The sequence below is a fragment of the Aeromonas sp. sia0103 genome (assembly GCF_963895295.1).
GTDB classification, from domain to species: Bacteria; Pseudomonadota; Gammaproteobacteria; order Enterobacterales; family Aeromonadaceae; genus Aeromonas; species Aeromonas encheleia.
Genome location: NZ_CAWQKG010000033.1, coordinates 219,079 through 243,128, shown reverse-complemented (window position 1 = coordinate 243,128; position 24,050 = coordinate 219,079). Strand labels below are relative to the sequence as shown.

The 24,050-nt window shown below is 61.4% G+C and carries 21 protein-coding genes and 6 tRNA genes; 10 read left to right on the top strand and 17 right to left on the bottom strand.

From position 1 onward, the window contains the following. Positions 1-188 precede the first annotated feature (188 nt). From AACW18_RS12450 to yjjG, 10 genes are all read left to right on the top strand, one after another. Positions 189-1,823 carry an ATP-dependent endonuclease gene (locus AACW18_RS12450; RefSeq protein WP_218388835.1) on the top strand — a complete coding sequence of 545 codons (1,635 nt, stop codon included), beginning with the start codon at positions 189-191 and terminating at the stop codon, positions 1,821-1,823. A gap of 110 nt (positions 1,824-1,933) precedes the next feature. After that, complete coding sequence (locus tag AACW18_RS12445; RefSeq protein WP_042652259.1) at positions 1,934-2,653, top strand: hypothetical protein; 720 nt, start codon at positions 1,934-1,936, stop codon at positions 2,651-2,653. 275 nt (positions 2,654-2,928) lie between these two features. Next, positions 2,929-3,005 (top strand) — tRNA-Met (locus AACW18_RS12440). A gap of 104 nt (positions 3,006-3,109) precedes the next feature. Further along, a tRNA-Met gene (locus tag AACW18_RS12435) sits at positions 3,110-3,186 on the top strand. A gap of 109 nt (positions 3,187-3,295) precedes the next feature. Continuing rightward, a tRNA-Met gene (locus AACW18_RS12430) sits at positions 3,296-3,372 on the top strand. A gap of 109 nt (positions 3,373-3,481) precedes the next feature. Next, positions 3,482-3,558: transfer RNA gene (locus AACW18_RS12425), tRNA-Met, on the top strand. Positions 3,559-3,667: 109 nt separating this feature from the next. After that, positions 3,668-3,744 (top strand) — tRNA-Met (locus AACW18_RS12420). A 109-nt stretch (positions 3,745-3,853) separates the two neighbouring features. Next, positions 3,854-3,930, top strand: a tRNA-Met gene (locus AACW18_RS12415). A 145-nt stretch (positions 3,931-4,075) separates the two neighbouring features. Continuing rightward, complete coding sequence (locus AACW18_RS12410; RefSeq protein ID WP_218388834.1) at positions 4,076-5,566, top strand: M17 family metallopeptidase; 1,491 nt, start codon at positions 4,076-4,078, stop codon at positions 5,564-5,566. A 37-nt stretch (positions 5,567-5,603) separates the two neighbouring features. Beyond that, positions 5,604-6,287: a pyrimidine 5'-nucleotidase gene (gene yjjG / locus AACW18_RS12405; protein WP_218388833.1), complete on the top strand. Its 684-nt coding sequence runs from the start codon at positions 5,604-5,606 to the stop codon at positions 6,285-6,287. 67 nt (positions 6,288-6,354) lie between these two features. Here the strand turns inward: yjjG and AACW18_RS12400 are convergent, their stop codons facing one another. The 17 genes from AACW18_RS12400 to AACW18_RS12320 form a co-directional block, all read right to left on the bottom strand. Beyond that, positions 6,355-7,611 (bottom strand): amidohydrolase, encoded by a 1,257-nt coding sequence (locus tag AACW18_RS12400; RefSeq protein WP_218388832.1) that lies wholly within the window; start codon positions 7,609-7,611, stop codon positions 6,355-6,357. A 1,632-nt stretch (positions 7,612-9,243) separates the two neighbouring features. Then, positions 9,244-9,573: a hypothetical protein gene (locus AACW18_RS12395; RefSeq protein ID WP_218388831.1), complete on the bottom strand. Its 330-nt coding sequence runs from the start codon at positions 9,571-9,573 to the stop codon at positions 9,244-9,246. 511 nt (positions 9,574-10,084) lie between these two features. Beyond that, positions 10,085-11,548: a Shedu anti-phage system protein SduA domain-containing protein gene (locus tag AACW18_RS12390; protein WP_218388830.1), complete on the bottom strand. Its 1,464-nt coding sequence runs from the start codon at positions 11,546-11,548 to the stop codon at positions 10,085-10,087. 666 nt (positions 11,549-12,214) lie between these two features. Next, positions 12,215-13,831, bottom strand: coding sequence for a hypothetical protein (locus AACW18_RS12385; protein WP_218388829.1), 1,617 nt, complete (start codon positions 13,829-13,831; stop codon positions 12,215-12,217). Beyond that, positions 13,828-14,379 carry a baseplate complex protein gene (locus tag AACW18_RS12380; protein ID WP_218388828.1) on the bottom strand — a complete coding sequence of 184 codons (552 nt, stop codon included), beginning with the start codon at positions 14,377-14,379 and terminating at the stop codon, positions 13,828-13,830. The genes AACW18_RS12385 and AACW18_RS12380 overlap by 4 nt, the downstream gene beginning before the upstream one ends. Next, the gene (locus tag AACW18_RS12375; RefSeq protein ID WP_218388827.1) at positions 14,376-15,254 is read right to left on the bottom strand and encodes a hypothetical protein; all 879 of its coding nucleotides are present in this window, start codon (positions 15,252-15,254) and stop codon (positions 14,376-14,378) included. The genes AACW18_RS12380 and AACW18_RS12375 overlap by 4 nt, the downstream gene beginning before the upstream one ends. After that, positions 15,251-15,655, bottom strand: a complete 405-nt coding sequence (locus AACW18_RS12370; protein ID WP_218388826.1) for a DUF2829 domain-containing protein — start codon at positions 15,653-15,655, stop codon at positions 15,251-15,253. The genes AACW18_RS12375 and AACW18_RS12370 overlap by 4 nt, the downstream gene beginning before the upstream one ends. Before the next feature lie 8 nt (positions 15,656-15,663). Further along, the gene (locus AACW18_RS12365) at positions 15,664-17,682 is read right to left on the bottom strand and encodes a phage tail-collar fiber domain-containing protein (RefSeq protein ID WP_218388825.1); all 2,019 of its coding nucleotides are present in this window, start codon (positions 17,680-17,682) and stop codon (positions 15,664-15,666) included. Further along, complete coding sequence (locus AACW18_RS12360) at positions 17,679-18,269, bottom strand: phage tail protein (RefSeq protein ID WP_218388824.1); 591 nt, start codon at positions 18,267-18,269, stop codon at positions 17,679-17,681. The genes AACW18_RS12365 and AACW18_RS12360 overlap by 4 nt, the downstream gene beginning before the upstream one ends. Continuing rightward, positions 18,262-19,446 carry a baseplate J/gp47 family protein gene (locus AACW18_RS12355; protein WP_218388823.1) on the bottom strand — a complete coding sequence of 395 codons (1,185 nt, stop codon included), beginning with the start codon at positions 19,444-19,446 and terminating at the stop codon, positions 18,262-18,264. Before AACW18_RS12355 ends, AACW18_RS12360 begins: the two co-directional genes overlap by 8 nt. Continuing rightward, positions 19,443-19,766, bottom strand: a complete 324-nt coding sequence (locus AACW18_RS12350; RefSeq protein ID WP_218388822.1) for a DUF2590 family protein — start codon at positions 19,764-19,766, stop codon at positions 19,443-19,445. The genes AACW18_RS12355 and AACW18_RS12350 overlap by 4 nt, the downstream gene beginning before the upstream one ends. Further along, positions 19,763-21,637, bottom strand: a complete 1,875-nt coding sequence (locus AACW18_RS12345) for a phage tail tape measure protein (protein ID WP_218388821.1) — start codon at positions 21,635-21,637, stop codon at positions 19,763-19,765. Before AACW18_RS12345 ends, AACW18_RS12350 begins: the two co-directional genes overlap by 4 nt. Before the next feature lie 11 nt (positions 21,638-21,648). Next, on the bottom strand, positions 21,649-21,792 hold the full coding sequence (locus tag AACW18_RS12340; protein WP_371317034.1) for a DUF6890 family protein: 144 nt from the start codon (positions 21,790-21,792) through the stop codon (positions 21,649-21,651). 41 nt (positions 21,793-21,833) lie between these two features. Next, positions 21,834-22,094, bottom strand: a complete 261-nt coding sequence (locus AACW18_RS12335; protein WP_218388820.1) for a putative phage tail assembly chaperone — start codon at positions 22,092-22,094, stop codon at positions 21,834-21,836. Between the two features lie 27 nt (positions 22,095-22,121). Continuing rightward, entirely contained in the window at positions 22,122-22,445 is a 324-nt protein-coding gene (locus AACW18_RS12330; protein WP_218388819.1) for a phage holin, lambda family, read from the bottom strand. A 31-nt stretch (positions 22,446-22,476) separates the two neighbouring features. After that, positions 22,477-22,929, bottom strand: coding sequence for a phage protein (locus tag AACW18_RS12325; RefSeq protein WP_218388818.1), 453 nt, complete (start codon positions 22,927-22,929; stop codon positions 22,477-22,479). 3 nt (positions 22,930-22,932) lie between these two features. Beyond that, the gene (locus tag AACW18_RS12320) at positions 22,933-24,048 is read right to left on the bottom strand and encodes a DUF2586 domain-containing protein (RefSeq protein ID WP_218388817.1); all 1,116 of its coding nucleotides are present in this window, start codon (positions 24,046-24,048) and stop codon (positions 22,933-22,935) included. Positions 24,049-24,050 lie beyond the last annotated feature (2 nt).

Sequence of the window (24,050 nt, the reverse complement as noted above, 5' to 3'; positions counted from 1 at the left end):
AGCGTCAGATCCGTACCCGCCATCTCTGGTTCAGCCATTGGAATGGCCCCAAGACTCGGCTCTGTGTCCCTCCCGCCCCCGAACCTCTCATTCCTCACAGTTCCCGCTGAAAGTCGCCACGACCCGATAGGATTTTCCTGGCAACTTTGCCACTATGACGCCATCAGCATGGACTTGGGTATGGCCTCATGTTTCTGGAACGTATTGAAGTCAAAGGTTTTCGCGGGATAAATCGACTCTCGCTCGGGCTGGATCACACCACGGTGCTCATCGGTGAAAACGCCTGGGGCAAGTCCAGCCTGCTGCGTGCCCTCTGGTGCCTGCTGGGGGATGCCGGCCCCTATCAGTTCACCCGCGATGATTTCCACCAACCGGAAGATCCGGAGCTGGCGTCGTCGCGCAACCTGCAACTGGTGCTCACCTTCAGCGAGTATCGGCCCCAGATGTGCCAGCACTCACGCCGCCTCGCGCGCCTCGGCGAGGCCTGGATCCCGCACCGGGACAAGTTTCACCGCGTCCACTATCGCGCCAGCGCCGAGCTGCAGGATGACGGCAGCGTGCAGACCACCCATGATTTTCTCGACGGTATCGGCAAGACCCTGGCCATCGACGACAACGATGAGCTGGTGCAGCTGCTCATCACCATGAACCCGGTGTTCCGCCTGCGCGATGCGCGCACGATCCGCGATGGAGTCGAGGCGCTACCCTGGGGGGATCTGTCCGAGCAGCGCCTCGGCGAGCTGTCCGGCAAGCTGACGGATGAGCCCCAGCGCATCGGTGAGCCCGAACTGAAGGAGGCGTTGCTGGCGGTGCGCCAGTTGATGGAGCACTACTTCAGCGCCCTGGCCCCCATCAAGCACAAGCCGCGCAGCCAGCGGGAGATCGTCAATCGCCCCATGACGTTGCGCAACCCCGGCAACCTGCAGATGCTGCTGCGCAATGCCGACAACCGGGCCCTGCAGCTGGCGATGGCGGGCATGGCGGCCATGCTGCTCAACGCCCGCGGCAACCGCGAGCTGGAGGAGGGGGCCAGGCCCATCATGATCCTGGAAGATCCTGAGAGCCGCCTGCACCCCACCATGCTGGCGCTGGCCTGGGGCCTGCTCGAGCAACTGCCGGGCCAGAAGCTGCTCACCACCAACTCGGGGGATCTGCTCTCCTCCCTGCCGCTCAACCAGGTGCGCCGGCTGGTGCGCCGTCAACAGGACATCGTCTGCCATCAGCTGGGGGGGGAGCGCTACAGCAGCGACGACCTGCGCAAAATCGCCTTCCATGTGCGGATCAACAGACCCATGTCGATGTTCGCCCGCTGCTGGCTGCTGGTGGAAGGGGAGACCGAGATCTGGCTGCTCTCCGAGCTGGCCCAGATCTGCGGTTACAGTCTGCGGGCGGAAGGGGTGCGCATCATCGAATTCGCCCAGTGCGGCCAGGCGCCGCTCATCAAGGTGGCGCGGGACTTTGGCATCGAGTGGCACCTGCTTACCGACGGCGACGAGGCCGGGATCAAGTACGCCAGCTCGGCCCGCTCCTTGCTCAAGGGTGAGCGGGAGCGGGATCGACTGACCCAGCTGCCGGCGGCCGACATCGAGCACTATCTCTATCAGAACGGGTTCGAGGGGGTGTTTCGGCGCGAGGCCGGCGTCGGCGGTCGCTCGACTCTCAACCCCGGGCGCATCATCGCCAAGGCCATCCATCATCGCAGCAAGCCCGGCCTGGCGCTGGCGGTGGTGGAGGAGGCGGAGCGGCTCGGCGGCGAGCGCATCCCGCCGATGATCCGGCAGATGTTCGCCAGGGTGGTGGCCCTGGCGCGCGGCCAGGGCTAGATCCGGATATCGCCGTTGGGGATGGGGGCGGGTTTGGGTATACTCGCCCCTCTCTTTTTTACTGCCGGGCGCCCCTTTGGCCCCGTCATCCGTTTGCTGCCGGAGACCCTATGTTCGTCCAACTTCCTTTTTGGCTCTTTCCCCTGACCGGCCTGATGGCGCTGGGTGCCCTGATCGCACTCGGGCTGGTGCTGTGGCGCGGCGATCTCTGCCCGGGCCAGCGCTCGCGGATCACGACGCAGCTCTTCTCCATCTGGGTGATCACCGGGCTCTCCCTGATGCTGGCGATGGAGGCCGGGATGAAAGGCTGGCTGATCTGGTGCGGGGGCGCCGCCATGATCCTGGGGATAGTCCTCTCCCTGGCCCAGTCCCGCCTGGAGGGCAAGCGCGCCATCCCGTCCAGTCTGCTGTGGCTGCCGGCCATGCCGCTCGCCCTGTACGGGCTGGGCCTGCTGCAGATCCAGGGCTGGCTGAGCGGGGCGTTGCAGATGGTGCTGCTGGGATCGGCCTTTGCCCACCTGATGCTGCTGCGTGCCCGTCACAGGCTGCAGGCGTTCAATACCCTGCTGCCCATGGCGGGGCTTGTCGCCGCCATCCTGAGCCTGATCTGGCTGGCGGTGCTGGTGGGGTGGCAGGGTCATGGCGCTAGCCTCGATGCCCTGATCCCCGGGGTGCTGACCCAGGCCGGGCTGCTGATCGCCGCCCTGCTGCTCTGGTTCAGCCCGCTCTATCGACAGCAGGAGACGGCGCCTGTGGTGGTCTCGACCACTCTCTGTGGCCTGATCATCGCCCAGCTGGCGGCGACCAGCGTGTTGCATCAGCTGGTCTGAGCCCGCCGCAACGCGTCATGAAGAACAGAGAAGCCCGCGCCGTCCCATAGGCGCGGGCTTTTTCGTGGGAAAGGTGCACCGCCGGCGTGGATCGGCTGTCAGATATAGAGAGGGGTCAGAAGCTTCCTGCGGGGCAGGGCATCAGCTAGCTGACTGAAAAAACTACGGTTTGTTGCAAAAGAACACAACATATGGCGGTTTCATCCCCTAATGCACTTTTTTTAGGATAATTACTTGCAATCTCAGCGCTGGCGCCTATTATTGGCGACCTCAGACGCGGGGTGGAGCAGCTCGGTAGCTCGTCGGGCTCATAACCCGAAGGTCGTCAGTTCAAATCTGGCCCCCGCAACCATCTGAGAGTCGACATCGAAAGCACGAGTTAAGTGGTTGTAGATGAAGGCGTTTTACTGAAGAAAGCAAATTGGCTACTGCTCGGCCAGTTTGAAGAAATACGGACGCGGGGTGGAGCAGCTCGGTAGCTCGTCGGGCTCATAACCCGAAGGTCGTCAGTTCAAATCTGGCCCCCGCAACCAACTATTTGTATTCATGGCACGGCTCAGGTCGCTGCGGTGAGACGAAGACGCAAGGTACCCCTGCTCGGTACCCTGCGGGATAGGTCCGGTAACGGACAAACAATTCGGACGCGGGGTGGAGCAGCTCGGTAGCTCGTCGGGCTCATAACCCGAAGGTCGTCAGTTCAAATCTGGCCCCCGCAACCAACTATTTGTATTCATGGCAAGGCGCATGCCGCTGCGGTGAGACGAAGACGCAAGGTACCCCTGCTCGGTACCCTGTGGGATAGGTCTGGCAACAGACAAACAATTCGGACGCGGGGTGGAGCAGCTCGGTAGCTCGTCGGGCTCATAACCCGAAGGTCGTCAGTTCAAATCTGGCCCCCGCAACCAACTATTTGTATTCATGGCACGGCTTCGGTCGCTGCGGTGAGACGAAGACGCAAGGTACCTCTGCTCGGTACTCTGTGGGATAGGTCTGGCAACAGACAAACAATTCGGACGCGGGGTGGAGCAGCTCGGTAGCTCGTCGGGCTCATAACCCGAAGGTCGTCAGTTCAAATCTGGCCCCCGCAACCAACTATTTGTCCTCATGGCACGGCTCAGGTCGCTGCGGTGAGACGAAGACGCAAGGTACTATTGCTCGGTACCCTGTGGGATAGGTCCGGTAACGGACAAACAATTCGGACGCGGGGTGGAGCAGTTCGGTAGCTCGTCGGGCTCATAACCCGAAGGTCGTCAGTTCAAATCTGGCCCCCGCAACCAACTTTTCATGTTATCCCCCCTGTTTTCCCTCTCTGATCTCCAATTCTATCATTCTGATCTTGAACATTAATTTTCAAGCTACTGGTCGTCGCCAGCCCTTGTTCGGTATCATCGTGACCTCTGTTCATGGATGAGGCCGCTTCCTATGCTGCAACCCTTCAGTTATCTCCCTCCCAAGATTGACATCCAGACCACTAGCCTTGACGAGGTGATGGCAAGCCAGGCGCAGATCAAGCTGCTGCTGGTCGCCGACACCGAGCGCAGCACCCTGCTGGCGCAACCCGCCTTCGCCGGGGTCGCGGCCCAGCTCGCCCTTGGCCAGAAGGCCCCCTATCGGCTGGCCGACGGCCAGGGCCTGCAGCTGGTGATCTTCGTGGATCCCAAGCCAACCCTGGATCATCGGCTCTACAAGCTGGCCCGCTCCTGGGTCGCACCCCTGGCCGGCCTCAAGGTGGAGCAGTTGGCGCTGCATCTTGAGGGATTCGACGACGCCAGCCGGGCCCTGCTGGCCGAGCTGGTGCTCTCGGCGCTGCTCGCGGCCAATGTGCCGCTGCCAACCCACAAGCAGCGCAGCGAGGAGCCCCCGAGCTACCGGTACCTGATGGTGTCACCCGCGTGCGAGCTCGATCTGGTCCGGATCCATGCCGAGGCGCAAGGCAATGGCCTGGCTCGTCATCTTGCCGTGCTGCCGGCCTCCGATCTGACCCCCCGTAGCTACCGGGCCTGGGCGCAGCAGCTGGCGCAGCAGGAGGGCTGGCAGTGGCAGGAGTTCGATGAGGCCGAACTCGCCAGACTCGGCGCCGGCGCCTTCCTGGCGGTGGCCAGGGGATCGGCAGACAACCAGGCCGCCATCGTCAAGCTCAGCTATTGCCCGGCCAAGGCGGAGCGCTGGTTGGCGCTGGTGGGCAAGGGGATCTGCCACGACTCCGGGGGCTACAACCTCAAGGTCGGCGGCAGCATGTATGGCATGCATTTGGACATGGGGGGCAGCGCCGTGGCGCTGGGCACCCTCTATGCAATCAGCCGGGCCAAGCTGCCCTACGAGGTGCACTGCTGGCTTGCCATCGCCGAGAACCACATAGGCCCGCTGGCCTACAAACCCGGGGAGGTGGTGACCGCCATCAACGGCACTACCATAGAGGTGGTCGACACCGATGCCGAGGGGCGCATGGTGCTGGCGGATACCCTGGCCATGGCGGTGCAGGACGAGCCGGACCTGCTGATCGACTACGCGACTCTCACCGGTGCCTGCAAGCGGGCGCTCGGCAGCCGTTACAGCGGCGCCTTTACCAACAGACCCCAGTGGCTCGGCGAGTTGATAAGCCTGGGCCAGCGCAGCGGTGAGCGTGTCTGGCCCTTCCCGCTGGACGAGGATTACGATGACAACCTCGATAGCGAATGGGCCGATCTGCTACAGTGTGCGCCGGGTGCGTCACCGGATCACATCGATGCCGCCCGCTTCCTCAGCCGTTTCGTGCCCGAGCAGACCTCCTGGTTGCACCTCGACCTGAGCGGTTTTCGCAACAAGGGGGGCAACGGTGTGGTCAGCAGCGAGGTGACCGGATTCGGGGTCAGATTGACGCTGGATCTGCTCGACGGCCCGCTGGGGCGGCGCCTCGATGATCGAGATGCATGAGCAAGCAATCTAAGCAAGACAACGAATGAGGACAAGCGTGAAACAACCAAGTTATGACTGGGTGCTGTTCGATCTGGACGAAACCCTGCTCGATTTCCCGGTCGCCCAGGCCCTGGAGCAGACCCTGCAGATCTACGGGGTGACACCCAGCGCGCCCAAGATGGCGCAATATCACGAGCTGAACCACAGACTGTGGCAGCAATACAACTCCGGCGAGATAGACGCCACCCATCTGCAGCAGACCCGCTTTTCGCTGTTTGCCGAGCAGGTGGATGTGGCGCCCATGGCGATGAACGACACCTTCCTGCAGCAGATCATCGCCCTGAGCATGCCGCTGGAGGGGGTGGTCGAGACCCTGGAGGCGCTCCTGCAGGGCCAGGTGAGGATGGGGATCATCACCAATGGCTTCAGCCTGCCCCAGCGTGGTCGCCTCAGCAAGCTGGGCTGGGACGACTGGTTCGAGCCGCTGATCATCTCCGACGAGGTGAATGTGACCAAGCCGGCCGCCGCCATCTTCCAGCATGCGCTCGAGCTGATGGGGCAACCGAGCCCGGCGCGGGTGCTGATGGTGGGGGACAATCCCAAGACCGACATCGCCGGCGCCGCGGCGCAGGGGCTGGCCACCTGCTGGTACAACCCGGCGCGCCAGCAGGTGGCGTGCGAGGCGACCCACGAGATCCATCACTTCGCCCACCTCTCCGCCATAGTGCTGGGGCAATGAGGCACCGGCTCCTCGCCAGCCACAAAAAAGGCAGCCCTTGGGCTGCCTTTTTTCATCTTCGCGCTTCTCAGGTGCCGAGGCGGCTGAGCAACCAGGCTTCGAGCAGGGCGACCCCGTGGCTCAGCACGGTTTCGTCGAAGTCGAATTCCGGATGGTGGTGGGGCGCCGCCAGATCGGCCCCCAGGATCAGATAGGCGGCCTCGCCGCCGCTGCGTTGCACCCGCTCGATGAGGAAGCCGGCATCCTCGCTGGCGCCGAAGCGGCGGCTGTGGATGGTCTCGAGTTGGAGGGCCTGTGCCAGCGGCACTATCTCCTCGAGCAGGGCCGGGCTGTTCTCGATGCCGATGGCTTCCCCCTGCTTGCGGATGAGGTAGGTCGTGCCCTGCATCAGGGCGGCCCCTTCCACTATCTGCTGCACCTGGCCAAACATGTAGTTGTTAAGCTCAGGGGACGCGCCTCGGGTCTCCCCCTGCAGGCGGGCATGGCCCGGGATCACGTTGCGGCCGCTACCGCCGCTGAGCTGACCTATGTTGATGCGGGTCATGCCATCCCGGTGGCGGGGAATGCCGAGCATGGCGGTGGTGGCCATGCAGGCCGCCGCCAGCGCATTGCTGCCCGCGTTGGGCTCGAGCCCCGCGTGGGCGGCACGGCCCATAAACTCCACATCGAACTTGGTGGAGCAGAGGAACTCGGTCGGGTTGACCACCAGTTCGCCACTCTTGGCATGAATGCCGATATGCAGCGCCAGCAGGGCATCCACGTCGTCGAGCTGACCGCCCGCCGCCAGTGCCTTGCCACCGCGGCAACCCTCCTCGGCAGGCTGGAAGAACAGCTTGATGCGCCCGTTGAGCCGCTCGGCCAAGGCAGCGATGCGCTCGGCCAGCACCAGACCGATGGCGGTGTGGCCATCGTGGGCACAGGCGTGCATCCAGCCCGGGTTGTGGGACTGCCATCCCTCCTGGCTGGGGGGATGCAGCTCTCCCTGGCCCTCATCCACTTCTACCGCGTCTATGTCGAAGCGAAACGCCAGGGTAGGGCCCGGTCGGCCGCTCTCCCAGAGTCCCATCACGCCCGTTATCTCTTCGATACGGGCCAGCCAGTCGGGGTGTGCACCCTGGCGCAGGGCGCGCTCCTTCTGGGCCGCGACGTCGATCTCCCGTCCCATGATGAGGTTGCTGGCCAGCAGCTGGTCACCCAGCATGACGGAGAAACCGAGTTCAGACAGATGATGAGCGATGAGGGAGCTGGTTCTAAATTCACACCAGGCCGCTTCGGGCAGACGATGAAGATCACGGCGCCAATGGCGCAGAGCATCTTGGGTCATGGTAATTCCTGCATGGCGAGTCCAGCAGATATTGTGACGGGCAGGGGAGCAAGAGTAAATCCCGTCGGCAGAAATGCAACAAGGGGAGCATGAGGCTCCCCTTGTTGGCGATGGCTTGATCGTAAAACATGCGCAGATTGGCTATAAAGGCCGATTCGTCTGCATATTCAGATCAGTGGCACCAAAAACATATTCTGTGAGTGATTAGCCAGCATCCAGGCCTTGATGGCGTGCAGACCATGTCATTCTCTGGGCAATCAACCGACTCAAAGCTGTGCCAGTGACGGCAGAGAGACGGCAACCAGAGTGAAAAACACGGTAAATACGGCGGTAACAACGAACTCTTTCATTATTTTGTCTCCCTGCACTGACTAATGATGGGATCAAGATACCATAATGGCCGGGTAAAACAATGATAAATGTATTTATGAGGCAGTTTTATTGCCATATAAGAATAAGGCGTCTTTTTTACAATTTTGAGGTCACTTTATCACCACGGTGATAGGTTGGGGGATGTGAAAGTCATCTGCATGGTATTATTTGTAATAAATACATGGCTTTATGTTTTTGTATGGTGATTTTTTGATGGGTTTTATATGGGGCTTTTATTGGGTTTCATAAGTTTTCTCGCCTAAAACCCTCCGTTACTGCGTCTGGAGATGTCGCCATGGAGGCGTTGGCTTGCCGGGATGCACTATATGACTTATCCAGCCACTTTTCCTCTCTATCCTGTCTCTAACCCCAGTCATGGCAGTACCTTAACGTCACTTCCTGGCAGCGTTTTCACAATTCATGGTTAAAAACAGGGGGAATATCGCCTTGGCCAAGAGAAAATCTGGTAGCGGTGGGTGCTTGTTACCCCCCTATCTGGCTGTAATGGAGGCTGCTGGCGGCGCCTTGCCGGGGGAGGGATGGCGCCGGGAAGGCTAGGGACGGGGACCCGGTGCCAGCGAGCCGGATGACGGGCAGAGGCGCTAACAGTATTAGGGGCGTGGCTGGCCACGACGATCGACCTCAGTGAGACAGTCAGAGCAGAGTAAAACGTGTCATGGGCACTGAGTGACCCTTGCTGGGGATAAGCCTGAGGTCAGGTCCCGTGCCTCCATGTCTTCGGGAGCGCTGGGCGCTGAAGTGTGGCACCGAAGGGGCCGACGGCCAGCCGCCACGGACATATAAAAAAACCCTCCGGCGGAGGGTTGAAAATGCACTGTAATGCCATGAAATAAAAGGATTTATTTCAGTCAATGTCCACGCGTTGACCACATTGAGAAAGTCAGACACAAAAGCTCCGGCATTCACCGGGGCTTTTATTTATGGCTAAGTTTATAATCCCTTGATGTTCGCGCCGCGCCGGTTATGACCTATGGCACCATTAAAATAAAAGGCTTACGAAGGCCACTAGTGATAGTGACCTTTTTAGTTTTTAGCCGAATGGTGATAAATGGTGATAGTAGCTACCGCAGCTTTAGATGTTGAATACTGGGTGCACTAAACGATAAGTGGTTACTTAAGCGTGTGACAGCTCAACCAAGTACTGGTGATGTCTTCAATCTCCAATGCGAACAAGGGCACATTGACGACAGTGAGCCCAGATAATCCAAATCTTGAGCACTAAATTTCTTAAATTAGTAATCAACAACTAATAGTTACATTATAAGAACCCATCTTGGATGATTTTCCAGATATAACAAGATTATTGTTTTTCATGTCGTAAAAATAATCTTGGTATTTGTTGGAAAAAACCAAATGGAAATTTTCAGAAGTCATTTTATCTGTTTCATTTAATGAAATTTCACCATCTTCGATTCCATTTCTTATTATTTTTATAATTGTCTTCTCTACCGTTAGTGGTTGAGTATCTGAGTGGTAGATTACACTCCCAAGAAATTTACAATTCCCAAAATCACCTATTTTAATAATGTTATTTTCAATAAAATCGATCAGTGTGTTATTCGAACGCATTTTCTTTTCCTTATAATTCTTTATTTGAGTGTACATGTTTTCAACATTAGGAAGAAAACTACCTTATATATTTTACCATCCTAGTATTATCTATTGCACTTTAATGGCTAGTATATAAGCATACATTATATGTCTCTGTACGAGTCCTGTCACGCATTTGAATGCCTAGTAGGTCTTTTCGCTAGGCTTTGGCTGCATAGATAGGAGATAAAGCGACTTCTAATTGTGGCTACATGCTACGGGGTTTATTGATCGAAATCGTTTTTTGGTGAAGAGCCAGCGGGTATTTGCGGTGATCGTGTGTTAAAATTGAGATCTTGATGTCTAGCGACTCACAGCATCGATGAGCCTGATGCAGGAAAGGCACGTAAAGCGTTTTAAAGTTGTATGGTAACTAATTTAAATTAAAAGATATGTATCAACTGCGTCCACACGTTGACCACATTGAGAGTAAATCAAAGCCCCGCTTCGTCGGGGCTTTGTACTGAATAGGTTTTTGTTTTGCAATGTCCTAAAACAGCACGCCCTCATCTTGTTTGGTGGTCTCAGGTGTTTCCCTTGGTGCGAGCAAGTCATAGAGTGACTGAAGGCGCTCTACCAGTTCGTCAAAAGTGACAACATGGACACCATGCAACGAATGCCGGTATTGCTCAAATCCCTTAGCACGCTCTTCATCCTCTGGTTTTAGACCAATGATCACCACGCAAGCGATGGAGTGTGGCCGGTAACCCCGGCGATCAAGGTCAGTACCCACGTACTTGAAGCTGGATTGAAGTTCAGCTCTTTGGTCAATCACCTGTGCGACTGCACCACTGAGATCCCCTGAAGGTGGATAGATGCCACGGTATTCGCTAGCGAGCAAAGGAATACCAGGGCGTTTGATCTCTACTAAGGCAAGATTATTAGTGGCAGCAGCAGCCAATAGGAAATCGCTATGGGAGCCTCCTCGGCCAGTGTGCAGCTTACCTCCAACGTAGGGTTGGTCACCAATAAGAATTACTGGGTAGTGAAACGCCATGGTGAGGATGAAGGGGTTCGCCGACAAGAAGCTCTGCCATTTTGGTTCAGTCGTCGACTTATCTAGCAGTTCAGAACAGCGCCCGATCAGCTCACGGAGAGTCACCAGCTCAATATCTTGCTTTAGTTGTAATAATGCCGATGGTTCTGACTTTACCAAGTCACTTGCGTGGCCTCTGACTAAGGCTACTGCAGCACGCTGGTCCCGTTTGGTCAGCGTGACTTGCCCCCGGGAGCTAGCCGATAGATTCGCTAACGCATCTGCGGGGAGTGACAAGCGCCTTACATCGAACTGCTTTGGGGCCACTTGATGTAAAAGGCGGTTGTGGCATATTGCGGCTTTTTCTTTTCGAGCTGCCCGTTGATGGCGGGTTGTGGCTGAAGTTATCTCTCTACGTAGCTGATGATAGCTCTGCATCCCAAGAAAGTAGTACGGTGGCTCCAATCGGTCGGTCCCTGGACGAGTTTGTGAGCAGTGAAAGCAGACAGTTGTAATGCCGGGTATTTCAGCAATCGTATTAACGATACTGCGGAACTCCCAGCGTAGACCGAGACCATATCGCCAATTTTTATAGAAACCAACAGGTAGAGATTCAAGAAGGTCGTCAAGTTCTTCAATTGAGGTCGGAAGCTCATAGGGACCGCTGGTTCGAGGTGCAATGAAAAGCTCTTCAATACTGCCATACAATGACCGACCATAGTCTTGATGGTCACCTCTTTGCTGTACTGGCCATATGGATATAAAGTCCTTGGTGATACACATTATTCGTACCCAAGGCCATTCATCGGCGGCATCTTCTTCAAGAACAAGTTTGTCTGAATAGTAAACTTCGACCCTTTCAACTTCGTCCTGAATATCGGTTGGTATCCCCCGATTGTCGAGAAGCAGCAGTTCGGCGAAAGGTCCTCCATCAGTTCGCTGTGAGTAGCGATATTCACTGTTTGGTACTGATGCCATTCTTAATTTCCTTTTGATACTGATGTGACGTTACGCAAAGCTTGTCAGAAGAGGCTGATGGGTCGTCCTTCAATATTTCAGTTTTTAGACTATCCGTCATCACGCTCAACCAACTGAATCAAAACACCTTTCCATCGTTACCCAACAGCAGACCAGATCACCCCAGATCATGCAACTCCCCACTGAAAACCTGAGTTAAACAATATATTCAATGAGTTACGTATTCACACTGTCGGTTTTTATACCGGCGGAACGGTAAAGAACGGAAATTTCTTTCGACGATTTCAGATCCCGATCCTCGCCGAGATCCTAGAACTGGCGCGTTCTCGCGCATTGGTTTTGCGGCACTCCATTTTTGCAAAAATTTTACTCACAGAGCCCGCAGGCGGGAGCGGAAGAGCGCGGTTTCCGTGGCCCCCTGCCGTCCGGGCCATTTCCGTAGGTGCTCCAGGGGGCCCTCGGGTGTGTCAGGATGCACGCTGTATGTCGTGGGGTGGGGAGGCTTGCCGCGAGCGCTCTGCAGCTGTGAGGGCCGCTGGGCTTCGCGTATGATGCAGGGCTGACTGATGGCGCCATGTATGCGGCGCCCTTCCCTGGCCATGCCTGGGCGCTGTCAGGCAGAAAAGAAGAAGGCCCCACAATGTGGGGCCTTCTTCGCTTGGTGGGTTACTCGAGGATGGGGGAGAGCTGTCCCGCCAGCTCTCCAGACTGCTCTGCTTGCTGGCTGAAACTGCCCTGCTGGTTCGGTGGTTGGCCCCGGTCGGGGTGGGTGTGGTCTGCGCTGGTGCTGGCCAATTGCTCCACCACGTTCATCAGCTGCAGCAGCAAGTTGAAGATGTTGATGCTGTCGGTCCCCATCCACGATCGGGGGGCCTCCAGGTGCTGCAGTTCGCCGGCGATGGCCCGGCGCAGTTGCCCCACCACCTCGACCAAGTCCCCGGCCGTGGTCTGGCTCATGTTGCCCAGACTCCCCAGTACCAGGTCATCACCGGCCAGCAGCTCGATGGCGCCGAGCGCCTCGATGCGCTTGTACCCGCCCACCTCCTCGATACTGTGTTGCCCCACCCGCAGCCGATACTGACCGAACGTGCCCTGGTACTCATCCGCCTCGCGCACCATGGTGTGGGCCTCATCATGCTGGGTGCGGTCGGTGGTGCGTCGTTGGTTGCCCACCGGATCGGTACGTTCGAACACCTCGGCCCGTTGTTGCTGCAGCTGCTCGCCCGGGGCGATGTCTGGCAGCGGCCAGCCCGTGCCCAGGATGGTGCGGATAAAGGGTCTGTCGGCACGGCCAAAGGCAAACCCCAGCTCAACCAGGGTGCCCGGCTGCGGGTACTGCAGCAGCCCTTGCTCGGCACCGCCCATCATCACCGGCAGGGGCACGGCCAGATAGACTGGCGTGGCGGTATCGGGTTGCCCATGCTCATCGAGCAGTTGCACGTCTACCGCATAGCGCGGCCGGTAAGGGTCATTGAGCTGGCCGGCGCTGGCGCGATCGCTGATGCGCTCGACCAGACCAAACTTGGGCAGGTGCAGATTATCGGCCAGCTCGGGGTACTCGTGCTCCATGGCATGGCGCTGGGGAGACTTTACCGCCTTGCCCGGGGTAGCCAGGGTCAGGCTCATCTGGTCACCCGACAGGCGCACCCGGGTGATGCGCTGGCCATTGAGCGTTGCCCCCGGGCGCAGGCTGGGCACAGGGGCCATGGTCAGGGTGTCGCCCGCCTGCTTGGCTGACCAGGACGCATCGAGGGGCATGTCCTTGCCGTGCCAGCGACTGTGGGTATAACCGCCGACATAGACGGCGCCATCGGGCTGCTGGTACCAGCAAAAATCGGGGATGGCGAAGGCGCGCCCCGCGTGAGCCAGCAACTGATAGCCGGTGCCAGCGCTGGTGAAGTTGGGGATAGGCTGGTCGGTGTAGTCAGCCCCATCGGGTAGCAGGAAGGCCAGCCCGCTCTGATCGGCGAGCCAGGTCAGCAGGCCGCGCAGGGTGGCATGCTGCTGGCTGACCGGGAACGTGCTGCCAAGTACCGCGGCCAGTTCCCGGCACAGCACTTGCTGGCTGCCGTTCTCGGCCGGGGTCACGTTGTAGACGTAGCCGGTAAACCAGCGGCGTAGATCGCCGTTGTATCCGAGATCGACCGTGACCACCTGTTTCTTGCTGACAGCGCCCTTGACGGTGAGGGCAGCGCGCCCGCCTGCCGAGAGATCCAGCACGATGTCATGACTGACCAGGTGAACGGGTTGGCCGCTTACCGCGGCCCGGGTGCTCAGTTTCATGAGAAAAAGTCATCCGCAGGTTTCAAGACGTTCTCCTCGAACCAGGTCAAGTCCTGGGAGTCGCCGCCCTGTGGGGTGGTGGCACTCGATCCGGTCTTGCTGGTGTTGTCCGTGCCCTGGCCGACCTTGGGCGGTGGCGGGGCTTTGCGCTGCTCGCGCTTCTCCGGTACCGAGTTGTGTTCGCGCAGGGTGAACTGGATGTGCCAGGCCAGCAGCCCCTCCTGTTCGGTGGCACTGATGCGCCCGGCAAACTTGGCCTGGCGCACCTTGATGCTCTTGGCCAGCAGACTGCCCACCCGGTAGAGGTGGCGCTGGCCGCCTTCTGACTTGGCGTCAGCCAGCTCAAACAGGCGGGCCAGCTTGCCCTCTTCCTTGAAGGGGATGAGGCCGGTGACGTCCAGCTCCTTGGCCTTGGCGCCTTGCTCCGAGGTGCTGGTCGCGCTGGTCTGGCCCGATTGGTCGGCGTCCATGAACTGCATGCCGGCGGTGATGCGCATCGACTGCAGGGCGATAGGTTCGCCGTCCAGGGTCAACATGGTGGTGCTCATGGGGTCAGCTCCTGCCAGAAGGTGAGCGGGGAGGGGGAAAGCAGCAGGGCGCCGACGGTCTGGCTCTGGGCCGCTGGCGGGCCGGATTGCTCCAGCTGGGCGGCCAGCGCCTCGATGCTCCCTGTGCCATGCCAACACCACAGCTGGCCCTCCAGCCTGGCCAACTGGTCCAACTGCTCCACCAGGTGAGTCAGGTGCTGCTGGCGGCGGCTGGCCAGCTGGCTCAGCCGCTCGATGGGGGTAGCCTGGTCGGCTGCCAGGCTCTCCAGCTGGGCCAGCTCGGCCCCGACCAGGCGACGGCCTGCACGCAGGGGATCCCAGGTGAGCGGCTCATCCGGTGTCCAGTAGGGCGCTTTGGGGGCACTCGGCAGGGTCATGGTGTCCGATGCGACCTGCAGCCGGCGCAGGGCCGCGCACCACGCCGGAACTGGCAACCAGGGGCAGAGCGCAGCCAAGGCATTGGCAAGCTCAGTGGGATGGTTGCCGGTGACCAGCCAGCCGATGGCATGCTGTTCGCCGGTGGGGTGCAAGGGGTCGGCGCCATCGCGCAGTTTGGCTGCCAGGGCCTTGACCGCCGCGTCGGCCGAGAGGGTCCACTGGCTATCCTGCTGCTGCCCCACGCTGTGCATGAAGGGAGTGACGGCCAGTTGCCGGCCTGTGGCCAGCAGAGCATCCAACTCGGCGCGCAGCCCCAGCAGGGCGGCGGCCTCGTTGCTGAGGGAATGGCGGCGGTACTGGGCCCGCTCGGCCAAGGCCGTCAGGCGACCGGTCGCCTCGGTCATGACGCCGGGCACCTGGCCCAGCACGCCCTCGGCCTGCTGGCGAAGGCTGACCAAGGCGGCGGGCAGTGTGATGGCGGCGCTCGTCCAACTCATTGGGGGGCCTCTGGCCATTGATCCTTTGCAGGCACATCCTCCAGGTAGCTCATTGCGCTCAGCTGCAGGTAGTAATCATGCCAACGCGCCGCGTTCATGAGGTCATTCTGGGATTGGTAGTCACGCAGGACCGCGTAGGCGCTGCGGATGGAGTCCATCAGTTCGGTGCGGGTGTTCACAGCGACCACCACATCAGAAGGCACCACCTCCCAGTTATCAGCCAGCACATCATTGGCCGTGAACAGGATGGGCAGCTCCACACTCCCCAGCGCTACCGTGGACACCCCCCTGAGGTAGGGATATTCACCGGTGACCAGCTCGATGTATGCCACCCCGGACACTCCTGAGCGGCCGATCTTACCGCCCGCTTTCAACTCACCCATTGCATCTTCAAATTTCATACATTCCCTTAATAATAAAGAGCCCAGATAGCGGTAAATTCTTTGTTGATTGAGAGGGTGAGAGTGGCGCCATCAAAGGATGCGTTTAGCACGCCATCGTAGTCGCGGTCAGCGTTCTCCCCACCTCGGTTCGTGAAGGTCACAGATGTGTCAGTGACATGCGCCGTCAGCCAGACCGCCCGGCCTCTTAATATCGCGATAACGTGATAGATGGACCTACCCGCCATGTTGACGGCAAGCGAAGCCCCTCCGGCGCCACTGCCCGGGGTGACGCGGGCGACTTGGTCCATGGTGTGGGAATGTGATGCCGGGGCGGCCCCCGCTTCTGCAGGGGGGTGAGTATGTGATGCCGGGGCGGCCCCGATTTCCGCAGGAGAGTGAGAGTGTGATGCCGGAGCAGCCCCCACCTCCGCTGCGGTCGGCGGAGAGTTCTTGCCATACACCCGTCCCTGGCGGGCGGAGTAGAAGCCGGGGCCGGCGTCCAGGGGGGCTAATAGCTGGGTTTTCGTGCCCGCGCCCACGTGCGGGGTGGTGGACGGCGTGAACGTTGACGTGCCATAGACCACCGAGGTCCCAGTCACGGGCGGCGGCAGCGTATCACGGTACTCAATGGCCACCGGGAACGCCGCGCCATCCACGTAGAAGGCGACGGCACCCGTGCTCTCAGAGGGGACGGTCATGCAGCTCAGCGAGATCTCGTCAGGCTCGTATTGGAAGAACTCGCCAGAGTATTGAGAACCCCGGTCAGTCCATCCACCCGCGCTGACCGTGCCAGCAAAGCTGCTGCAGTTCATCGGCAGGCTAGAGCCACCGGATACCGTATGGATGGTGACAGGCGTCCCGCTTGACCCGACATCAAGGTGGACGAGGACGGGATACCAGGTTCCGGTCACGGCCCCCGCCGGGGCCTGGAGCACGATCTGAGCCATGGCATGTTTTGCGGCCAGCGTCTCGCCCAACCCCTCAATGTCAGCCATCTCGTGCCCGTGTTCAGCCGGGGCTGCGCCGGCCTCGCCCGGGGTGTGGGTGTGTTCTGTCTCAGCCTTGCCCTCCAGTGCCTGCGCCAAGCCCGCCACGTTCTCGATGGTATGGCCGTGGCTGTTGTCCTTGATGGCCACCTCGAGCTGGATACTGTCGGGGCCGTTGAAGCTGGCCTCGCCGGTCACGTCGCCGGTGAGGGTGAGGGTGCGCCTGGCGCGGGTATCGGTGACGCTGTCATCGGCGTTGATCACTGCCAGCTTAGTGACGAAATGCGGGTAGCCGTTGGCATCCACGTAGTCGACCAGATCCGCGGCGCTCAAGGTCAGGGTGAGGTGGTTGACCCAGGGGCTGAGCAGCGTGCCAGCCCGGTATACGTCGAGCCAGAGCCCCATTGGCTTGGCGCTGGGGGTCACCTCCTGCTCGCTGGTGAGCAGGGCCAGTAGCCCGCCCACATAGCCCTGACCAGGTTGCACCTTGTAGAGCCCGGACGCGTTTACCAGCTTGAAGCCGTCCCCATAGAACGCGGCCTGGCCGAAGGTGCCCAGGGCCTGGCGCCGCAGGTCTTCGTCCATCCCGCGCAGGCGCGCGGCGTAGTCAATCTGCCAGGTGCTGGCGTCGATCACCGTCTCGCTCGCCTCGGCGGCGCGGTCGTACTCCATCAGCATGGATTTGACCAGGGAGTTACCGGTCTGGCCATTGGCGGGGTCGGTCTTGAGTTTGGCCTCGTCCCCCTTGTGCACGATCATGGCCACCAGGTTCTGGGCCGAGTTGATGAGGTACATGGCGTTGAAGGTGAAATCGCCGACCGTGGTGTCCATCACGATGGAGTAGGCCACCGCGTCGTTGTTGATGCGCCCGCGCTGGTCCACGGCGTGGCGGTGCACGATCTGCTCGGGCAGCGGCAGGCCGCTGGCCGGGTCGATGGGGGCGTCGGGGTCGAGCCCCGGGACATAGGCCAGCACAAATTCGTCGAGTTCGACCGGGGTCTCGTCGACCAGGCACTGCTGCCAGTAGCTGGCGAAGGCATCGGTAATGACTTGGCTCATGGGGTTCCTTTGAGTGAGGCGGCAAACACTTCCTGGTTCATGTCGATGCGGGCGTGACGCAAGGTCGCACTGATCGGGTAAACCACTTGAAAACGGTAACGGCGGCAGGTGCGGCCATAGTGCTGGATCAGGGCCTGCATCAGCGCCTGGTTGCTCGAGAGGGCGCTGTCGGTCACCTCCACCACGATCACATCCCAATCGGCGCCCTCGACCCGTTCGTGGATCTCGCACCAGCCGATCCCCAGGCGCTCGAAGATGCGCTTGAACCCGGCCACTTCGCCGGAGTCCTGGGCGTTGACGAAGGCGTACTTGACCCGCTTGCGAAACAGATCGAGCGGCTCGCCCTTGAAGCGCTTGATGTCCCGCTCCCAGGCGAGCAGGTCCAGCAGCTCCTTGCTGCAGGTCAGCGGATCCACGGCGCCGAGGGAGATGAGCAGCCAGCGGCGCACCTGCTGCCAGAACGCCATGATCCCCCGGGAGAGCATGGCGGGCTCCTTGACGCCCTGGGTCAGGGTCTCGCCATCCTCCCACCAGGGCGGGGCGCAGGCGGGCAGCGGCGGGGCCAGCTCGTCGTGCTGGTTACTCATGGATCGTGACCTCCACGGTGGTGAGGCGTGGGATCGCGAGGGTCGAGACGATGTCCTGCTCGGTGAACTGCAAGCTCACCAGGGCGGGCAGGGCGCTGTGAATTTCATGCCCGAGCTGGGAGAACGAAAACCGGGCGTTGGGCCAGGTGCGGGTCACCGCCGGGTAGTCGGCCGATTCGCGAAAGGCGGCACGGATCATCTGCTCGGTGGTGGTGAGCAGGGCGGCCTTCTCCTCGTCGGTGAGGTTGCTCACCGGCCACAGTGCGAGGTGGATGGCGTGCTGGGTCTCTGGCAGCGCCATAACAAACAGGTCATCTCCGTGGCCGTGGTAGCCCTGGCGCCCCACATAGTCGTTGAGCTGGTCGAGCAGGCTGGTCGGGGTCTGGCCCACCTCCATCAGCACGTAGGCGTTAGCGGTACCGGGACCGCGCGGACCGTCGTGTTCAAAGAAGATGTGATCGGCGCGCACGCCGGCGGCGCTGGCCAACATGCCGCGATAGACCGCATCGATGTGATAGTGGCCGGTGGTGGAGAACTGGTTCTGGATGCGCAGGCCCAGGGCATCGTCTTCCTCGGCATCCGCGCCTGAGGCAGTGATCCAGTCGGGCGGGTTGCTGGCGGACAAGATGCCCTCGATGGGCTCGGACAGCAGGCAGTAGTATCCGGGGGCCAGGTTCCAAGCCGTGCCGGCAAACTCGGCGGCGCAGATAACCCGGGCCACCGCTTCGCCGGCGGGGCTGATGACCTCCTGCACTGGCTTGACCCGGTAGCGGGTGCCGTTGATGGGCTCGGTCCCTATCCAGACGTTGGTCGGGATGAGGACACTGGCGGCGGGGTCACTCTTCACATACTCAATCACCCCCTGGGTGGCAGTGGCCGGCTTGCGCTGCAGGTTGACGTCCCAGGCCTTGAGATCGAGATAGGTGGCGGTGGCCGTGGCGGCAAAAGTGGCCGGCAGCACATGGGTGGCCAGCAGCGTCTCGATGAGCCACATGGCGGGGGTGATGACCACGGCACGCACCAGGCGCCAGAACGGGGATACGTCGGCGTCGTTGGAAATCAGCGACCCCGCGGCCTCTGTTTGCTTCTTGAGTTCAGCCTCCATGGCCTCGGCGGTGGTGGGCACACCGGCCGAGGCCAGCAGCGGCAGAAAATCGACGTGAGGGCGTTGGCTCATACAGTGGTCTCCACAAGGCCGTATTCGTAGGTCATGGCGCTGATCAGGATGCGATCGGCTGCCTCTTCAATGACGTTGATGGTGCCGGGCACCAGCCGCACGTCGCCTTCGACCTGCAGCTCGATCTCGGTCATGACGTCGGCGCGCAGGGTGGCGCTGCGCTCGCCGATGAGCTTGCTGGCCAGCCCCGACTCCATCAGCCGGTGCTGGATGTCCTGGCCGATGCTGTGGCGATCGCTGGTCATGCGGGGCTGGCTGCCCGCATCCAGTACCCAGGCGCCGTTCTCAACCAGCAGGTCGACGTAATAGGGGTCACTCATCCCGGGGTCTCCAGCCAGAGGTTCTGGGCCATGTCTTGTGGGGTCAGGGGGTTTTGGAAGTGGTTGTGCACTTCGCCTATCTGCATCGCCTTGGTGGGCGGCTGCGCGGCGGCACTAGCGCGGGCATTGGCCTGCACCAGCTGCTGGCCGAGGCCACCGGTCGGGACGCTGGAGGGCGCCCCCTGGCGGTAGCGGGCGAGCGGGGCGGTGATCTGCTCGCCGTTGACCGGCGCCGTGAGCGCCGGCGCGGTGGGCAGCTTGGTGAATCCCTCCCACTCGATGCTCACCCCCGGGATCTGGTTGAGCTGCTCTATCAGCCAGCCGACGGCCTCGCCCAGCAGCTCAAAGGGGGAGAGGTCGCTGAGCCACTGGGTGAAGGTCTGCCAGCTGGTGCAAAGGCCGTCGATCACGCCGCCGAGCATCTCGAATACCCCCCAGTCGGCCAGGATGGCCTTGAGGTCGTCCCAGTAGTAGATGGCCGCGGCCACGGCGCCGACCAGGGCGACGATACCGAGCAGCAGCAGGCCGATCGGGTTGGCGTACATGGCGAGGTTGACCGCCAGCAGGATGGCCCGGAAGGACGCCAGCAAGCCGTTGAGCAGGGTGAGCGGCATCTTAAGCAGCATCAACGCCACGCCCCAGCCCTTGGCCACCAGAGAGCCCAGTGCCGTGAGCAGCACCCAGGCGCCGGTGGCGATGGCAAGCCCCGCGATGGCCAGTACCGCCGTGCTGATCACCTGGGTGAGGTGTGGGAAAAGCTGGGTCCAGCGCACGATGACGGCGGCGCCGTCGGCAAACATCCCGACCACTGCCTCGATGGCGGGCAGGACCGACGAAAAGGCGGCGGCGCGGATGGCGTACCAGGCATTGGTCAATCTGTCCCACTGGGAGATCGTGCCCTTGAGCTTCTCGCTGAGCGCATCGATGCCGTCCACCCCCTTGAGGTTGGCCAGGGTCTTGTCCAGGGTGGCGCTGTCGCCGATGAGCTGCTGCAGCAAGAGGGCGCCATCACCGAGCCCCGCTTCATCGAGCAGGGCCCAGGCCTCGGCGCCGCCCATCTGGTCGATGAGGGGCTGAATGTTTTTCAAGATCTGCTGGATAGGCAGCAGATTGCCCTGGCTGTCCACCATGGCGACGCCGAGTTTCTCCTGGGCGGCGGTGGCCCCCTCCAGCAGGGCGGTGAACTGGGTGACCGCGTCCCCTTCGCCCATGCGGGTCTGCAGCATGGCGAGGATGGCCAGCTGCTCCTCCATGGCCACCCCCATGGTGGAGGGCAGCGAGTGCATGCCCTCCACGGCGCCCATCATCTGCTCCATGGAGACGCCGAATTGCTGGGTGAGCAGGTGGGTCTGGCCGGCGACGCGGGCGGCCCACTCGCCCTGACCCATGGCGTCGGCCGACTGCTTGTAGTTGCCGTAGAGCATCCGGAAATACTGGCTCACGGTGTCGGCGTCGGACTTGGTGGCGGCGCCCAGGATGGCCGAGGTCTGGGTCATGCTGGCGAGCATGGCATCGGGCAGCCCGGGCATGGCCTTCTTCATGGCCGAGGTGTATTCCAGCACGCTGACGGCGGACTGGCCGTAATCGACGGAGAACTGCAGGGCGGTGCGGCTCAAGGTATCCAGCACCTCCTGGGTCATGTCCGGCGTGGCCACCTCGGCCAGCGCCTGCTTCATCTCGATGGCAGGCGTGAGCACCGCCGCGATGGCGAGCCCGCCCGCCACCACCGCGGTGGCACCCATGGCCATCTGTTCATAGCCCTGGCCGACGGAGTCACCGAGCGCAGTGACCTGCTGCTGGATCCCCAGCAGCGGCTTGGTGACGCCGTCTACCAGCGCCACCTGCATCATCAGTTGTTCCATCCAGGCCATGCTGCTACTCGTTATCCGTTGAAGGCTTTGGCGATGCCGTCAGCCACCGCGTGGCTGAGGCGTTCCCGTTCGTGCTTGTCGAGCCAGATTGCGCGGGCGAGGCTGTCCAGATCATCGTCGGCTTGGGGCAGGTAGTGACGGCGCAGCGTCAGCACCTGCTCCAACTGGTTGCGGTCGATGGCCTCGGCGCGCGCGGTCAGTTTTTTACGGTGATGTCCAGGGTCGGGGCGAACTGCGTATTGATGGCGGTGGCGAGCTGCAGGGCGGCGCCGGGACGGGCCAGCAGCTCATCCAGGGCGGCCTTGCTCTGGGTGCTGACGATGCGTTTGAGGTAGTTGTGGGACGGCGCCACCTTGTCGGCGGGCATCAGATCGTTGATGTAACCGTTGTAGGCGGTCAGGGTCGGTTCAAAGCAGAGCTCGGCGCCGGCGACGGTCAGGGTAATGATCTTGCTCATGGTGTTTTCCTTAAGAAATTGAGTGGGTTAATCGTTGATTTGGTTGGCACGGGCATCGATGCGCCGCTCGGCGGCGCTGCGCAGGGTATCCACCCCGAGCAGGCCGACCATACCGCCGATGAAGGGGGTCGCGTCCTCGGCGAGCCCCAGCAGGCGCACACCGGTGGCCACCGCCAGGGTGATGAGCCCGCACAGCAGGGATTCGATGCATCGCTGCTTCCCCCGGCCGCCGTGGTAGGTGATGCGCAGGAACGCGATGGCCAAGGCCAGCAGCGCGCCATAGATGGCGGATCCGTGCTCCAGCAACCAGGCGATGACGATGGCCCACAGGGTGGGGTCCTTGCTTGGCATGGTGTGGTTGTCCTCGTGGGCCACGGTGGGCTTAAAACAGGTGCCGGGTGTCATCGGACGAGAGGTAGGGCACGCCGTTGATGCGGACAAAGTCCGGGCTGGTGACCAGCCCCTTGACCTTGTGGGTGCTCTTCTTGCCGCCGGCCGGATCGACGTCGAGCAGATCGGAGATCTGCAACTTCACGCCGAACGCCTCGACCTTGAAGCTGTCGCTGCCCGAATCGGCGTAGAACAGCACGTCGTCGGTGTCCATCCCGCGCCAGCTGCCGGCCCGGCGGGCGGCCTCGCCCAGCAGGTTGAAGTTCTTGGTGTCGAGCTCGAACTCGACCTCGGCGGAGACGTCCCCGTCGATGAAGCCGTCGGGGATGCCGCGACTGGTGGCAATGGCCGAGTTGTCGGTGATGGAGAGGCTGGCCTTGTCGACGCGTACCATCACGCCCGCCAGTTCTGTGTCGAAGTTGATACCCGAGATGCGGCGAGTCATGGCTTAGCCCTCCTGGTTGTTGAGAGTGAGGTCGAGCACGATGCTGACGGTGATGCCCTTGGGGCAATCGACGGTGCGCACCACGACGTAGATGGCGACCAGGTTCTTGGCGGTCCACTCGATGGTGATGTCGCCATCCTGAGGCGGCGCCACATCGCCCGGGAACGGCTGGCCATTGATGACGGTGGCGCGGCTCATCTCGCGCAAGTCCTTGCCAAAGTAGGTCACCGCGGCGGCGGTGCTGCCGGGGCTCGAGTTGAACGAGCGATCCCCCAGCCGGGAGATGGCCCGCACGCGGGTCTTGCGCGCCACCTTGTAGGCCACCCGCAGGTTTTCGATCACCTGGTAGTCACCGCCCTCGACATCGAGCTGGCGGCCATCGGCCCAGTAATAGCCGTCATAGTCCGGGTACCACATCGGCACCGAGTAGCGGTTCTGCTCGAGCAGTTGCAGGGTATCGAGGGCGAGCGGTGCCCCGTCCATGTCGAGCGGCTTGTCGCCCAGGCTCAGCAGCGGACCGGTTTTGACCCGGCAGGGGCTGTCGGCCACGCTCACGGCGCGGTTGCACAGCCGCCCGGCATAGGCGCCGATGAGGTTGGGCCACAGTCGGGGGATAAGGCCCACCGAGTCGGCGGCGATGCCCGTTTGCAGCGCAACCAAGGAGGCGGCGTAGTCGCTCCAGCTCTGGGTCAGAGGATCGATCGGGGCGACGTCCAGCAGCATGAACTGCCAGCGCCCCCACTTGGCGATCAGCTCCTGGCTCAGGGCGTGGGCGGCTTGGATTTGTTCGGCGTCCCAGCTCTGACCCAGTACCACCGCCCCTTCAAAGCTCCCGCTCTGCTGGGCCTCGCGCACCGCATCCATCCAGTCGCCGTCGGTGGGCAGCACGTAGCCCGCCGCCGTCCAGTTCTGGCCGGCGTTCGCCATGGCCGCCTGCAGGTTGCGCTTGAGCTCGCTGTCGGCCGGGCCCAGCAGCAGATCGAAGTCGGACTGGGTGTTGAAGGAGAGCAGCTTGCCGGTGTTCAGGGGGGCGCTACCGACAAACAGCAGGTGGCGCTCAATCTCGGTGAGCGGCCCCTGCAGCTGGTTTTCGTTGTTGATCTGGACATATGGCCACATGG

Bases quoted from the DNA above. Each gene is read 5' to 3' on its own strand.
- AACW18_RS12380 (WP_218388828.1), bottom strand. From the start codon at position 14,379: ATGAGCACCACCATGTTGACCCTGGACGGCGAACCTATCGCCCTGCAG.
- AACW18_RS12410 (WP_218388834.1), top strand. From the start codon at position 4,076: ATGCTGCAACCCTTCAGTTATCTCCCTCCCAAGATTGACATCCAGACC.
- AACW18_RS12335 (WP_218388820.1), bottom strand. From the start codon at position 22,094: ATGAGCAAGATCATTACCCTGACCGTCGCCGGCGCCGAGCTCTGCTTT.
- AACW18_RS12400 (WP_218388832.1), bottom strand. From the start codon at position 7,611: ATGACCCAAGATGCTCTGCGCCATTGGCGCCGTGATCTTCATCGTCTG.
- AACW18_RS12395 (WP_218388831.1), bottom strand. From the start codon at position 9,573: ATGCGTTCGAATAACACACTGATCGATTTTATTGAAAATAACATTATT.
- AACW18_RS12390 (WP_218388830.1), bottom strand. From the start codon at position 11,548: ATGGCATCAGTACCAAACAGTGAATATCGCTACTCACAGCGAACTGAT.
- AACW18_RS12385 (WP_218388829.1), bottom strand. From the start codon at position 13,831: ATGAAACTGAGCACCCGGGCCGCGGTAAGCGGCCAACCCGTTCACCTG.
- AACW18_RS12325 (WP_218388818.1), bottom strand. From the start codon at position 22,929: ATGACTCGCCGCATCTCGGGTATCAACTTCGACACAGAACTGGCGGGC.
- AACW18_RS12365 (WP_218388825.1), bottom strand. From the start codon at position 17,682: ATGAGCCAAGTCATTACCGATGCCTTCGCCAGCTACTGGCAGCAGTGC.
- AACW18_RS12445 (WP_042652259.1), top strand. From the start codon at position 1,934: ATGTTCGTCCAACTTCCTTTTTGGCTCTTTCCCCTGACCGGCCTGATG.
- AACW18_RS12450 (WP_218388835.1), top strand. From the start codon at position 189: ATGTTTCTGGAACGTATTGAAGTCAAAGGTTTTCGCGGGATAAATCGA.
- AACW18_RS12375 (WP_218388827.1), bottom strand. From the start codon at position 15,254: ATGAGTTGGACGAGCGCCGCCATCACACTGCCCGCCGCCTTGGTCAGC.
- AACW18_RS12330 (WP_218388819.1), bottom strand. From the start codon at position 22,445: ATGCCAAGCAAGGACCCCACCCTGTGGGCCATCGTCATCGCCTGGTTG.
- AACW18_RS12345 (WP_218388821.1), bottom strand. From the start codon at position 21,637: ATGGCCTGGATGGAACAACTGATGATGCAGGTGGCGCTGGTAGACGGC.
- AACW18_RS12350 (WP_218388822.1), bottom strand. From the start codon at position 19,766: ATGAGTGACCCCTATTACGTCGACCTGCTGGTTGAGAACGGCGCCTGG.
- AACW18_RS12370 (WP_218388826.1), bottom strand. From the start codon at position 15,655: ATGAAATTTGAAGATGCAATGGGTGAGTTGAAAGCGGGCGGTAAGATC.
- AACW18_RS12355 (WP_218388823.1), bottom strand. From the start codon at position 19,446: ATGAGCCAACGCCCTCACGTCGATTTTCTGCCGCTGCTGGCCTCGGCC.
- AACW18_RS12320 (WP_218388817.1), bottom strand. From the start codon at position 24,048: ATGTGGCCATATGTCCAGATCAACAACGAAAACCAGCTGCAGGGGCCG.
- AACW18_RS12360 (WP_218388824.1), bottom strand. From the start codon at position 18,269: ATGAGTAACCAGCACGACGAGCTGGCCCCGCCGCTGCCCGCCTGCGCC.